This is a genomic window from Streptomyces viridochromogenes (genome assembly GCF_001270495.1).
In the GTDB taxonomy this organism is placed as follows: domain Bacteria; phylum Actinomycetota; class Actinomycetes; order Streptomycetales; family Streptomycetaceae; genus Streptomyces; species Streptomyces viridochromogenes_A.
In genome coordinates this window covers 30,228-42,309 of record NZ_LGUR01000215.1, presented here as the reverse complement: position 1 = coordinate 42,309, position 12,082 = coordinate 30,228, and the positions used below count along the sequence as shown (strand labels likewise).

The 12,082-nt window shown below is 71.2% G+C and carries 13 protein-coding genes; 3 read left to right on the top strand and 10 right to left on the bottom strand.

Going from position 1 to position 12,082, the window contains the following annotated elements:
• Positions 1-2 precede the first annotated feature (2 nt).
• The 3 genes from ADK36_RS28680 to ADK36_RS28670 form a co-directional block, all read right to left on the bottom strand.
• Positions 3-827: a fumarylacetoacetate hydrolase family protein gene (locus tag ADK36_RS28680; RefSeq protein ID WP_048585033.1), complete on the bottom strand. Its 825-nt coding sequence runs from the start codon at positions 825-827 to the stop codon at positions 3-5.
• Complete coding sequence (locus tag ADK36_RS28675) at positions 824-1,891, bottom strand: cupin domain-containing protein (protein WP_234329907.1); 1,068 nt, start codon at positions 1,889-1,891, stop codon at positions 824-826. The genes ADK36_RS28680 and ADK36_RS28675 overlap by 4 nt, the downstream gene beginning before the upstream one ends.
• A 100-nt stretch (positions 1,892-1,991) precedes the next feature.
• On the bottom strand, positions 1,992-2,798 hold the full coding sequence (locus ADK36_RS28670) for a PaaX family transcriptional regulator (RefSeq protein WP_048585070.1): 807 nt from the start codon (positions 2,796-2,798) through the stop codon (positions 1,992-1,994).
• Between the two features lie 156 nt (positions 2,799-2,954).
• Between ADK36_RS28670 and ADK36_RS28665 the strand changes: the two genes are divergently transcribed.
• A complete protein-coding gene (locus tag ADK36_RS28665; RefSeq protein ID WP_053199551.1) occupies positions 2,955-3,680 on the top strand; it encodes an alpha/beta fold hydrolase in 726 nt (241 codons plus the stop codon).
• A 115-nt stretch (positions 3,681-3,795) separates the two neighbouring features.
• On the opposite strand, the gene ADK36_RS28660 is transcribed toward ADK36_RS28665, so the two are convergent.
• The gene (locus ADK36_RS28660) at positions 3,796-5,040 is read right to left on the bottom strand and encodes an MFS transporter (RefSeq protein ID WP_199830266.1); all 1,245 of its coding nucleotides are present in this window, start codon (positions 5,038-5,040) and stop codon (positions 3,796-3,798) included.
• 548 nt (positions 5,041-5,588) lie between these two features.
• A complete protein-coding gene (locus ADK36_RS28655; RefSeq protein WP_107086925.1) occupies positions 5,589-6,287 on the bottom strand; it encodes a helix-turn-helix transcriptional regulator in 699 nt (232 codons plus the stop codon).
• A gap of 62 nt (positions 6,288-6,349) precedes the next feature.
• Here ADK36_RS28655 and ADK36_RS28650 point away from each other — a divergent pair, with 62 nt between their 5' ends.
• A complete protein-coding gene (locus ADK36_RS28650) occupies positions 6,350-6,781 on the top strand; it encodes a hypothetical protein (RefSeq protein ID WP_048585038.1) in 432 nt (143 codons plus the stop codon).
• 122 nt (positions 6,782-6,903) lie between these two features.
• Here ADK36_RS28650 and ADK36_RS28645 read toward each other — a convergent pair whose 3' ends face one another.
• The 4 genes from ADK36_RS28645 to ADK36_RS28630 form a co-directional block, all read right to left on the bottom strand.
• A complete protein-coding gene (locus ADK36_RS28645) occupies positions 6,904-7,134 on the bottom strand; it encodes a PIN domain-containing protein (protein ID WP_234329906.1) in 231 nt (76 codons plus the stop codon).
• 256 nt (positions 7,135-7,390) lie between these two features.
• Positions 7,391-8,068 carry an HNH endonuclease family protein gene (locus ADK36_RS28640; protein ID WP_048585039.1) on the bottom strand — a complete coding sequence of 226 codons (678 nt, stop codon included), beginning with the start codon at positions 8,066-8,068 and terminating at the stop codon, positions 7,391-7,393.
• 168 nt (positions 8,069-8,236) lie between these two features.
• Positions 8,237-8,701, bottom strand: coding sequence for an ABA4-like family protein (locus ADK36_RS28635; RefSeq protein WP_048585040.1), 465 nt, complete (start codon positions 8,699-8,701; stop codon positions 8,237-8,239).
• Positions 8,698-9,627: a hypothetical protein gene (locus ADK36_RS28630; RefSeq protein ID WP_053199559.1), complete on the bottom strand. Its 930-nt coding sequence runs from the start codon at positions 9,625-9,627 to the stop codon at positions 8,698-8,700. Before ADK36_RS28630 ends, ADK36_RS28635 begins: the two co-directional genes overlap by 4 nt.
• A 245-nt stretch (positions 9,628-9,872) precedes the next feature.
• On the opposite strand from ADK36_RS28630, the gene ADK36_RS28625 reads away from it, so the two are divergent.
• Positions 9,873-10,526 carry a MerR family transcriptional regulator gene (locus ADK36_RS28625; protein ID WP_048585041.1) on the top strand — a complete coding sequence of 218 codons (654 nt, stop codon included), beginning with the start codon at positions 9,873-9,875 and terminating at the stop codon, positions 10,524-10,526.
• A 326-nt stretch (positions 10,527-10,852) separates the two neighbouring features.
• Here ADK36_RS28625 and ADK36_RS28620 read toward each other — a convergent pair whose 3' ends face one another.
• The gene (locus ADK36_RS28620; RefSeq protein WP_159029275.1) at positions 10,853-12,004 is read right to left on the bottom strand and encodes a hypothetical protein; all 1,152 of its coding nucleotides are present in this window, start codon (positions 12,002-12,004) and stop codon (positions 10,853-10,855) included.
• Positions 12,005-12,082: the final 78 nt, after the last annotated feature.

The window sequence follows — 12,082 nt, the reverse complement described above, 5'->3', positions numbered from 1 at the left end:
GGTCAGCCCCTCACCAGGGTGTTGCGGCACTCGCCGACGCCCTCGACGGCGGTCACCAGCTCGCTGCCCTCGGTCAGGTAGCGCGGGGGCTTGCGGGCGTGGCCGACGCCGCCGGGAGTGCCGGTGGCGATCAGGTCGCCGGGGACGAGGGTGATGATCCGCGAGATGTACGCGACCAGGGCCGCCGGGTCGAACACCAGGTCCCCGGTGTCGGCCTTCTGCATCAGCTGGCCGTCGACGGTGCAGGTCAGCTCGGCCGACAGGGGGGCGTCGTCCGGCTCGGCGACCACCAGCCAGGGGCCGACCGGTGTGCTCGCCTCGAAGGTCTTGCCCTGGAGCCACTGCGGTGAGCGGTACTGGAAGTCGCGGCCGGTGACGTCGTTGACCACCGTGTAGCCGGCGATCGCGGCGCGGGCCTGCTCGGGCGTGGCGTGCCGGACCTCGGCGCCGACGTACACGCCGAGTTCGGCCTCCCAGTCCACCGCGTCGGATCCGGCGGGCAGGACCACCGGGTCGTAGGCGCCGACCTGGGCGCGGGCGAACTTGGCGAAGAGCGTGGGGTGTTCGGGCAGTTCGCGGCCCATCTCCAGGATGTGGTTGCGGTAGTTGAGCCCGACGCACACGATCTTCTCGGGGGAGGGGACGGGCGGCGCGTAGTCGAGACCGGTCAGGTCGTGGTGACGGCCGTCGGCGGTCGCGGCCTCGGCCCGCCACCCGGGGCGGCTCAGCAGCGCACCCACATCCGGGTGGCCGAGCTCCACGGCGGCGTCGCCCTCGATACGGACGGCGCGGGTGCCCTCGGGCGTACGGATGGTGGCGAGCCTCATGCGGAGGGCTCCTCTCGGTGGGTGCGGGCCAGGCCGATCGCCTCGTAGACGGGGTCGTCGGAGAAGCGGAAGGCGTCCAGGCCGTCTTCGGAGCTGAGAGTGAGCGGGGCCCAGGACGGCACCGCGAACAGGTCCCCCTTGGCGACGTCGTACCGCTCGTCGCCGACCTGGACCGTGCCGGTGCCGTCGAACACCTGCCAGACGGCGGAGCCGACCACGCGGGTGGTCGCGGTACTGGTGCCGGGGCGCAGCCGGTGCATCTCGGTACGGATGGTGGACAGCGCGTCCCGGGCGGTGGCCGGGTCGGTGAACCGTACGACCGCGTGGCCGGGCTCCACCACGCCCGGGTAGCCCTCGTCCTCCAGCTCCAGCTGGGCGGTGAGGGCCGCGTCGGTGTGCTCCCAGCGGTACGCCATCAGCGGGGAGGAAGGGGTGGCGGGGGCGCCGACGGGGCGCAGGCCCGGGTGGCCCCACAGGCGTTCGTTGCGGGAGGCGGCCGGGGTGGCGCGGGTGGCCAGCCGATCCGGGCCGAACTCGAAGAATCCGGCGTCCAGTTGGCGTACCAGCGGGATGTCCAGGCCGTCGATCCAGGCCATCGGCCGGTCGGTGGTGTTGTGGTGCTCGTGGAAGTGCATGCCGGGGGTGAGCAGCAGATCGCCCCGGCGCATCGCCACCGGGTCGCCCTCCACGTTGGTCCACACACCCTCGCCCTCCACCACGAAGCGGAACGCGGTCTGGGTGTGCCGGTGGGCCGGGGCCTCCTCACCGGGGCCGAGGTACTGGATCGCGGCCCACAGGGTGGGGGTGGCGTACGCGGTGCCGGGCAGGCCCGGGTTGGCGAGCGCGATGGCGCGGCGCTCGCCGCCCCGGCCGACCGGGACCAGGTCGCCGCTGCGCTCGGCGAGCGGGTGGAGCACCGACCAGCGCCACAGGGCCGGCACGGCGTCCGGCCGCGGCGCTTGCGTCATCAGACCCTCGCGCTGGGTCCACAGGGGCGTCAGGTGCGCGGCCTCGAAGTCGGCGTAGAGCCTCTCCAGCGCGGCGCGCTCTTCGGTGATCGTCACGGGCGGACTCACTCCTTCGGGATGACCTGAGCCCAACGTACGACACTGAAACAACGAGCGTCTAGATTTTGAAACGCATTTCTTCGCCGAGGACGCCGGGTCAGCCGCCGGCCGCGCCGATCACCTCGTCGACGTAGCCCTCCGCCTCCGCCCGCAGCAATCCGTGGGCCTCCAGGAACACCTCATGGAGGCGGCGGCCGGCCCAGTCCCCGGGAAGCAGCTCGGGCGGCAGGTCGGGGTCCCTGAACGGCAGCAGGCGGTAGTCGTGGATCAGGCGCATGCGCTCGACCAGCGCGTCCCGGCCGCACGGCACCCCGGCCCGATAGTCGGCGAGGCGGGGCCGGTAGCGGTCGAGCAGTTCGCCGTACTCCTTGTTCAGGCCCACCAGGTCCCAGGACCGGGCCGCCATGTCCCGGTCGGCCGCGGCACCCTCGGACCGGGCGTGCAGCGCGTCGATCCGCACCGCGGGCTGATCCTCGAAGCTCGCCCTGACCTCGGCGATCCGGTCGTGCGGACTGATCCACACCGACGCCGACAGCATGCCGAAGCCCAGCCAGGACAGCCTCTTGCGCAGCTGCTCGCGCAGCGCCCGGTCGGCCTCGGGGACCGAGTAGATGACCATGTGCCACTGCCCGTCCCACGGCCCGGGCGCCCGCGCGAAGATCCGCTCCCGGCCCTCGTCGAGGAGCCGCCAGGAGGCGTCGGTGAGGGCGTAGACGGTCTCCCTGCCCTCTCGGCGGGCATCGAGCCAGCCCTCCTTGCGCATCCGGGCGGCGACCACCCGCACCGTGCTCTCGGGGACGGCGAAGCAGTCCATCAGCGCGACCAGGCCGCGCAGCCGGGCCTCGCCGCCCCGGTAGCGCAGATAGTCGCCGAACAGGTCGAAGACAAGTGACCTCGGTTTCACGAACACCTCCCGGGGCCCCGCCGGGCCCCCGCCCCTGTACACCAATACGTGTCAACCACTTGACGATCGTCTCACGGGCGACCGATATTTCACACACCCGACGGCCGTCCCAGTGACGGCACATTTCACGTCGCACCTCGCGTCGAAGGAGACGGCATGGCCGAGACTTTCGTCCTCATATCCGGTGCCTGTCACAGCGGCTGGACCTGGCGTCTGGTGGCCGAGCGGCTGCGCGCCGCCGGTCACCGGGTCCTGGCTCCGGACCTGCCCGGCCTCGCCGACGGCGACGACCCCCGGCAGCACAGCCTGGCGGACGTCGGCGACTTCGTGGTCGACCTCGTGGAACGGCACGATCTGCGGGACGTCACCCTGGTGGGGCACAGCTGGGGCGGCTACCCGCTCACCGCCGCGGCACCGCGGCTGGCGCCCCGGCTGCGGAGGCTCGTCTACTGGAGCGCGTTCGTCCCGGCGGAGGGGCGGTCCCTGATGGACGAGGTCCCGCCGCACTACGCGGAGATGTTCCGGCAGCTCGCCGCCGCCTCCGGCAACGACAGCATCGTCTTCCCCTACGAGGTCTTCACGGCGGCCTTCATGCAGGACGCCGACGAGAGCGTCCAGCGCCTGGTCCACGGCCTGCTGGTGCCGCAGCCCCTGCGCTACTTCACCGAGACCGTCACCCCCGTCGACCCGGCCGCGCTCGGCGTCCCCGCCTCCTACGTCGTGGGCAGCGAGGACCTCGCCCTCCCGCCCGGCGAGTACGGCTGGACACCCCGCTTCCCGCAGCGCCTCGGTCCCGGCACACCCGTCATCGAGTACGCCGGCACCCACGAGGCCATGTTCACCCGGCCCGACGAACTGACCACCGCGCTGCTCAAGGTGTGAGCGACGCGCCACCGAACCTCTGCACACACGGACCGCCCCGGCCGCGTCGGACGCAGCCGGGGCGGTTCGCGCGTTCACACAGGTCCGGTGGGTGGGCCACCGCGCTCCCGGCCGCTCAGGCTCGGACGGCCACCGCGTCCGGCGAGGGGGAGGCGGCGCCGACGCCCTTGGGGAGCAGGAGGACCATGAGCGCCCCGACGGCCGCCGGGATGGCGAAGGCGTAGAAGTTCCACTCCATGGCCAGGTCGGAGGCGAGCAGAAAGCCGCCGAAGGTCGGTCCGACGACCGCGCCGAGCCGTCCGATACCCAGGGTCCAGCCCAGCGCGGTCGCGCGGACCTCGGGCGGGAAGTGCATGGCGACGTACGCGTTGACCATGATCTGCGTGCCGATGGTGCCGAACCCGGCGACGGCCACCAGCGCGTACATCACCCAAGAGGCCGTGGGCGAGCTCAACAGGTAGATCGACAGGGCGGCCGCGACGAACGTGACCGCGGTCACCGGCTTCATGCCCAGCCTGTCGCCGACCGGCGCCACCAGGATGGACCCGACCGCGGCGCCGACGTTCATCATCACCAGGAACAGCAGCGAGCTCGACAGCGGATAGCCCGCCGACTTCATGATCTGGGGCAGCCAGGTGTTGAGTCCGTAGACCAGCAGCAGACCGAAGAAGCTGGTGATCGCGAAGAGCATGGCGGGCCCGATGTGGCGCCGGCCGAGCAGGACGGTGACCGGGCTCTTCGCGACCTGCCCGGTCACGGAGGGCTGTGCCTCCGGCAGGGGCGTGTCCAGCCCCGCGGCCAGTCGCGCGGCTTCCTCCCCGCGCCCCTTGGCGACGAGGTAGCTCAGCGATTCCGGCAGGTGGCGCCAGAGCAGGGGGACGACGACCACGAGCGGGACGGCGCCGATCCAGTACATGATCCGGAACCCGAACTCCGGCATGAGCGCCAGCGCCAGCGTGGCGGCGAGGATGCCGCCGACCGGGTAGCCCGCGAACATCAACGCGTTGTTCAGGCTCCGCCGGTGGGCCGCCGAGTACTCGGCGGTCAGGGCGATCGCGGTGGGCATCACACCGCCGAGGCCGAGCCCGCCGAGCAGGCGGAACAGCCCGAAGAGTTCGGCGCTCGGCGCCATCGCGCAGGCCGCCATGGCCAGCGAGAACCAGCTCACGCTGATCAGCAGCACCTTGCGCCTGCCGACGGCGTCGGTCGCCACGCCCGCGACCAGCGCGCCGATCAGCATCCCGACGAGGGCGTAACTGCCGATCACCCCGGCCTCGGTCGGCGTCAGACCCCAGGGCTCGTACTTGATCAGGGCCGGCACCGTGGCCCCGTAAACGATCAGGTCATATCCGTCGAACATGATCACCGCGAAGCACAGCCCCAAGACCGTGAGCTCACTGCGGCTTCTGGATGCCCTGGACTTACTGGAACGGACGTCTCCTGGCGTCATCGCCACCACCATCCTGTACGGCTCTTGTCCGGTAGGTCACCGATGCCGGGGAGTATGTGCCACTCGAAAGACGGGCGTCAATAATCTGACACGAATACGATTGCTTCGATCTGCGGGTTCCGCTGCCGGGCGGCCCTGTCTAGCTACATCTCACCGACGACCGTGATCAAGACGTTTGTACGTGGAGTAGACCTCGGGGGCCTGAGGGGCCAACGGAACCGCCGCCGCCGTCACTGGAGTTGACCTGCCGGCCGCGGCGCACGGCTCAACGAGGGACGGGCCTTGACCAGATTCGCCCGCCGCAGCACGGCCAACCGCTGGGCCTCGCCCGCGGCACCGGCCATCCCGAACCCGACCTGACGTCCTTGATCACCTTGCTGCCGGAGGCGCCGCCGCGGACGACAGGCTCACTCACCGCGAGCCGATCCGCAGGCGGGCACGCCCTCCCCGGGCGCCGGTCAGGCAGCCGGCCGCAGACGGACGCAGCACCGGCCTGGTGCCGGCGCCAGGCACGCCTCGAATCCGCCTTCGTCCAGCGCCTTGAGCACCCCGCGCAGCAGATGCAGGTTCATCCCGCACACCGTCTCAGTGTGCTCTCGCGCCAGCACATGGAAGGGGCAGTTGCCCAGCACGATCGCGTCGCCTTCGCGACGCGGCTCGAAGCCGTGCCGCTCCAGCAGGTCGGTCACACCGGCGGCTGCCCGCTCGCCCAGCTGCTCGCCCAGTTCCTCCGCCTTGCGGTGCAGCACGGTGCGGACCGGTTCGCCTGTCGCATCGGACTCCTCCACCGCCTGCGCCAGCAGCCGCCCCGCCAGTTCGTAGCGCCGCTCGGGCAGGCTGACACTGACCTCCCTGCCTGAGCGCCGGTACAGCTTCGCGGGCCGGCCCGCGCCCGGGCCGCTGCGTCCGCTGCGCCGCTCGTACACCACGTCCAGCAGCCCCTGATCGGCCAGCCGGTCCAAGTGGAAGGCAGCCGTCTGCCGCGCCAGCCCGAGGGCCTCGGCCGCGTCGTCCCGGCCGACCGGATCGCACTGGCGCACCACGTGCTCGTACAGCCGCCGACGCGTCGGCTCGTCCAGAGCCGCGACAGCGGAGACGTCACCGCCGGGTGCTTCCTTCGAGGGGTCCACGGACACCAGTGTAAAACCAACGGCCATTGACTAAAGAGCCAGGGTGCGCTTCTATCGATAGTGAAAGTTGTCGATAGAAGGAGGGTGCCATGTCGTCCACCACCAGCGCGCCGGTCACACCCCGGCGCGGCCTGGCTGCCGACCCGGCCTACCAGGCGTTCTGGATCCTGCGGACGGGGTTCACCGTCGCCCCGATCCTGTTCGGCCTGGACAAGTTCGCCAATCTGCTCGTGGACTGGCCGACCTACCTCGCGCCGTGGATCAACGACGTGGTTCCGGGCAGCGCCCAGGCCGCCATGTACGCCGTCGGCGCCATCGAGATCGTCGCCGGCATCACCGTTGCCGTGGCCCCGCGGTTCGGGGGCTGGCTCGTAGCCGGCTGGCTCGCCGGCATCATCGTCAACCTGCTGACCATCCCCGGTCACTACGACATCGCCCTGCGCGACTTCGGGCTCCTGCTCGGCGCCGTCGCCCTGGCCCGGCTCGCCGAGCGCTACCACGCCCCACGGCAGCCGAACTGACCCGTCGGCCCGCACGTGAGCGTGCGGGCGGTCGGCCGTCGGAGGGAGAGGAGAGACCAGGACGCCTCCCCCGCGTTCGCGACTTCCCGTCCACAACCTGTGGACGGGGTGGGGAACGCACGTCAGGCGATGTCGTGGACGCTGCGCCCAAGCGGGTCGGATGCGTGCCGCGCGATGGCACGGTAGTCGGCATCGCCGTGGAGGACAGCCAGGCCGTGGTGGGCGGCGGTGGCGGCGATGACGAGGTCCACCGCCGAGGCGCCGCGATGCTCCCCAGCCTGGGCCATACGGTGCCGCACCGCGCTGATCCAACGCCCCGCGTTCCTCGGCACCGCGGCATCGGGACTACCCAACTCTCCTCGCTGCTCGGCCTGTTGATGAACCGCTCCGGAACCCTGGCTCAGACCACGTACGCCCGGCCGGCCCTCGTCGTATGCGCGGCAGCCGGGGGCCTCGCCTCCACCGCGGTCATCACCGCCCGGGGCCTGGCTCTGGTCCGATACCGCCGACGCGCCCGGCATGCCGGAACTCCACCAGCTCAGAACTCGAGCCTCCCTGGGTGAGGCCCAGTTGGTGGTGCCGCCCCGTTGCCGGTGCGGCACCACAGTTCTACGGCGCGGGTTCGTAGGTCACGGTCGTGCCGGGGCACGCTTCCGCGTGTTGGGTGAGTGATGCGATTTCGGCGGCGTCGGCGGTCAGGCCCCAGCGGAGCTTGGTGGCGATCCACTCCGCGGTGTACCGGCACGTGACCTCGACGGCCGGCGGGAGCCATTCTGCGGGATCCTGGTCGGCCTTGCTGCGGTTCGAGGCCGCCGAGACGGCGACGAGGGACGGGGTGACAGCCAGGTCGTTGGCGTACGCCTCACGCCGCTCGGCACTCCATTGCGATGCTCCGGAGTCCCATGCCTCAGCGAGCGGCACCATGTGGTCCACGTCCAGGGCGGAGGCCGCGGTGAGCCACCGGGCGTCGTAGTACGACCACCAGCGCCCGCCGGAGAGCTTGCAACCGGGGAGGACCTGAGGCCGTTCGACCGCTTCGGCGAGCAGCACCTCCGCTCGGGTGTTGCAGCCGTCGGTGGGGTTCTGGCCGGCGTTCCAGTGCTTGAAGCTCGTGCGCTGGTAGCCGTCCCGCACCTCTGCGGCGAGCGGGAGGAGGTGGACCGAGGCCGCCATCGGCAGCGTGTACGTCTCGGCCGGCCGGTGATGGGCGTGGGCCGGGGTGGGTGTCACGAGGGGCGCGAGAAGGAGGGCGGCCGCGAACGCGACTCGCCTGAGGTTCTTGATCACGCATCGCAGAATTGACTGCGCGTACCTCGTTCGAGGGTTTCAACTCGAACGAATGAGCCATCTGGAGGCTTCAGTTCACCGTACGGGTGTTCTGATGGTCACCCGGTAGGGGCGACCTGGGCCTGAGCCGGCGCCCACGGATCCCGAGCGCCGACTACATGGCACCGATTACGTGCCGCCGCCGACCCCGGTAGTCGCGAGGTCTGCGCGGTTCGCACGCCATGACACGGCAGCGCGCAGCCCCAGGAACACCAGCAGTGCGAACGGTGACAGCAGGATCGTGAGGACCAGCAGCGGCCCCATCAGCAGGGCGGAGATCCGCAGGCGCCTGGCCTCCCGGTACATCCACTGCCCGATCAGCAGATCCCAGGCGATGACCTGTGCCCAGACGGCCCCCGCGCCGTCCGCGAGGGCCGTCAGATCGCGGAAGGTGTCGAGATCCGGGCTGCGGACCGCGCTCCAGAGCTCGGGGAACACCGGGACCGCCAGTGCGAGATAGACGAGCAGGACAGGCACCACGGTCCACGGCGACCCGGCGATGCGGGCGGTCGGACCCCACCCCGGCGCGAAGATCATGAGCAGCCACACGGGTGCGGCGAGCCAGAAGGAGAGCTCGAAGAGGAGTCCGGTCATGCCACGAGGTCCTTCGCAGCGGGGGCGCCTTCCGCGTCCTGCGCGCCCTCCGCGCCCTCCGCCTCAGCGGGAGTCGGAGCCCTCAGGGAGCCGCACGCCCCGAGAGCACCGGCCGCCAGGATCAGTCCGGCCGCCCCCAGCGTCGCGCCGTCCGGGTGGATCAGCGGCTGACCCCGCAGCGCCTGCCAGAGAAGCAGGGTGAAGGCGGCGGCGTACGTTCCCGAGGCGAGCAGCACCAGACGCAGCCGTATCCGGGCGTCGGCAAGGCGGGCGAAGCGCGGCCCGAGGGCGGTCAGCACCATGACCAGCAGCGGCAGGAGTTGCAGCGCGTGCATACCGACGAAGTGCGGGATCCGTAGATCGCCGCCCGTCGTCGACCAGCCGGTCAGCGGCATCGACGCACCGCCGTCCGGCACGCCCACGCTGTGCGCGCCGACCACCTTGGAGACGCCACGCCGCTGCCCCGGCGCGGGTTGGGTCATCAGGAAGCCGACGCCGGCCCCGGCCAGCGCCAGGACGATGCCGGAGCGCATCGCCCAGGCGGACGCGCGGTCGGCGATTCGGGCGCGGAGCAGCAGCACGGCGACGGCGAGCGTGCCGAGCCACAGGATGACGACCGTGACGGCCATGGCGTTGAACAGCGCCTCGTCGAAGGGCGTCTCGTGGTTGAAGTGGCTGCGTTTCCCGCGCACCACCTGCCCTGTGATGATCACCATCTCGACGAGGCTCGCCAGCGCGACGACCGTCCCCGCCCACCAGCCCACGCGTCGTCGGCCCGGGAGGAGCGACAGCATCCAGGCAAGGGAGAGGCAGTACGCCACGAACGAGACCGCGAACTTGAACGGCTTGAACCAGATCGGCGCCCCCGTCAGGACACGGTCGTCGACGGCGAGTCCCACCGCGGACACGACCGCCATCAGCACCATCGCCGCCGCGAACAGCACCAGCGGCCGGTGCCATGACCGCCATGATCCCGACGACCGCCATGGCGCCGACGGCGACCATAACGAGGCGGGCCAGGAAGACGGACGTGAAGAAGACATGGGTACCCCCTAGAAACAGATAGCGGCACTATCCGCTATCCGATAGCGCCACTATCTATGATGGAGGCCGGGTCGGCAAGGGCCGGCCCGGCCTGAGGACGAAGGCCAAGGAGCGGAGTGAACCGGCAGTGCGCATTGGAGAGTTGAGCCGCAACACCGGAGTGCCGGTGCCGACGATCAAGTACTACGTCCGTGAGGGCCTGCTGCCTCCGGGCGAGCTGACCAGCCCGAACCAGGCGACCTACGGCGAGGCGCACGAGCGTCGGCTGCGGCTCATCCGAGCCCTGCTCGATGTGGGCGGCATGAAGGTCGCCGAAATCGCGGACGTACTGGCGGCCGTCGACGACCCGGAACGCCCGCTGCACAAAGTGCTCGGCGCGGCCGCGGACCGCCTCGGCAGGGATGACGTCGAGCACGACGACGCCGAGTCGGCGACCGCCCGGGCCGTCGTCGCCGACCTCGTCTCCCGGCGCGGCTGGCGGACGCACGAGTCGAACCCCGCCGCCATCGACCTGTCCAAGGCCCTGGCCGCCATGGGCCGACTGGGCCACGGGGCGTTCGTCGAGGTGCTCGACGACTACGCCGACGCAGCCGAGCAGGTCGCCCGCGCCGACCTCCGTTACGTGGACCGGCGGGTGGCGGTCGAGAGCATGACGGAGACCGTGGTGATCGGGACCGTACTGGGTGAGGCGGTGTTCAGCGCGCTGCGGAGGCTGGCCCATGTGGACGCCTCGGCACAGCTGTACGGCGCGGACGGCTCACAGGAGCGGAAGCCGAGCTGAGCCGGTCCGCCGATGTGCGTGACGCCGGCCGGGACACCGCCGCCGCATGAGAGTCCGGGCGGGCCACTTCCAGTACGTCCTCCAGCAGCCCGCGCAGCTTCTGCACACTGCCCGCCACGACGTCTGGAGAGCCGGCGCCGAGCGCTGGCTCTCCAGCCGCCTGGTGCGCGGCGACGCCGAGCGGATGGATGGGGCGGCAGCGGCCACCGGACTCATCACCACCGGGCGGTGCAACCAGACCCGCGCATCGGCGCCAACTCACCATGTCCACGCACGTCAGCAGCCATGCGGCCGCCCAACGGCCGTTCTCATGCTTTCGATCCGCCCTAACTCTGCCCCCGTGGTGAGCGGCGTGGAGCAGCGAGCCATGGGGCGGCGACCTCGGCCATGCGGTGCATGACGGGGACGGGGATGGTGGGATTGCGGACGGCGATCTCCGCGCTGCGCAGGTCGAGCAGGAGTGTCACCAACTCGGCCGGCGGGACGGCAGGGTGCGGTACCGCACGCCAGCGCACGCCGTTGTCGGGGTCGGTGGCCAATCGGACCGCGGCCTCGGGTGCGAGCCGAGGGTCCTGGGCCGCGGACCTGCGGACGATCTCGTGGGGATCGTGGCTGGCCCGCTCGACGTGTGCGGCGGTGGAGGCCGGGTCGTCGAGTGCGAGAGCACGCAGGCGGGGGTTCGGGTCTGCCGCGAACCGCAGCAGGCCCTCACGGGGGAAGTTGGGATGGTTGCGCGGCCGGCCGGGGAACGAGTAGCTCGCGTCCCACCATCCCGCGACCTCAAGGAGCATCTCGGGCGGGGCGTCGTCGCAGGACTCGGCCAGGAAGAGGCGCACGACGCGGTCCTCGTCGCGGGCGAGGAGTTCCACGACGTCCGAGGGCAGCCTCGGTGCCCTCGCAACGCTGCGGCGGACCAGCAGCTTGGGGGAACTCGCGAGTTGACGCATGGCCGCGGCGTTCGCGTGCAGTGCGCCGATCCACCACAGTGCCGTCGTCGAGCCGCGCGGGTCGATGTCGGGGACCTCAGAGGCCATCGCGGCGATCTCGACGGGTGTCGCGGGCGGCGCGGCGTCGGGGCGGGGTGCAGGCCCGACGCCACGGCCGCCGCGTGAAAGCCGCTGGGCTGCCAGAAGTTCCTCGGCGCGCTCCGTCAGTTGCTCACGCAGGTCCGGCTCGGGCGAGGCGGCAAGAAGCCGCCCCCATTGGGCCGGAGAGAGGCGGCCGATTTCCGCAACATGGGCGCGGACATTCCGTATTCGGTGGACGGCCGCGGCGTCCATGACGCCGTTCGGCAGGTCTTCGCGGTAGAGGAAGTCAGTAACACCGACGTCCAGGAGCTTGAAGAGCAGTTCAACTGGTGCCGCACGGTTGAAGCCGAGTCCGGAGAGCCACGAAAGACCCACTCGTCGGTCGACTTCGTCGGCCGGCATCAGCCTGCCCCAGGCGGGACTGTGCGCGGCCGGCTGATTCTCTGTCACCGGCTGAAGACCAGGGCCAGGGCGAGACTCTTGGCGATGCTCGTCCGCCAGCGCATCGCCGAGCTGGTTCGAGGAAGA

Bases quoted from the DNA above. Each gene is read 5' to 3' on its own strand.
- ADK36_RS28680 (WP_048585033.1), bottom strand. From the start codon at position 827: ATGAGGCTCGCCACCATCCGTACGCCCGAGGGCACCCGCGCCGTCCGT.
- ADK36_RS28665 (WP_053199551.1), top strand. From the start codon at position 2,955: ATGGCCGAGACTTTCGTCCTCATATCCGGTGCCTGTCACAGCGGCTGG.
- ADK36_RS28660 (WP_199830266.1), bottom strand. From the start codon at position 5,040: ATGTTCGACGGATATGACCTGATCGTTTACGGGGCCACGGTGCCGGCC.
- ADK36_RS28655 (WP_107086925.1), bottom strand. From the start codon at position 6,287: ATGGCCGTTGGTTTTACACTGGTGTCCGTGGACCCCTCGAAGGAAGCA.
- ADK36_RS28650 (WP_048585038.1), top strand. From the start codon at position 6,350: ATGTCGTCCACCACCAGCGCGCCGGTCACACCCCGGCGCGGCCTGGCT.
- ADK36_RS28635 (WP_048585040.1), bottom strand. From the start codon at position 8,701: ATGACCGGACTCCTCTTCGAGCTCTCCTTCTGGCTCGCCGCACCCGTG.
- ADK36_RS28630 (WP_053199559.1), bottom strand. From the start codon at position 9,627: ATGGTGCTGATGGCGGTCGTGTCCGCGGTGGGACTCGCCGTCGACGAC.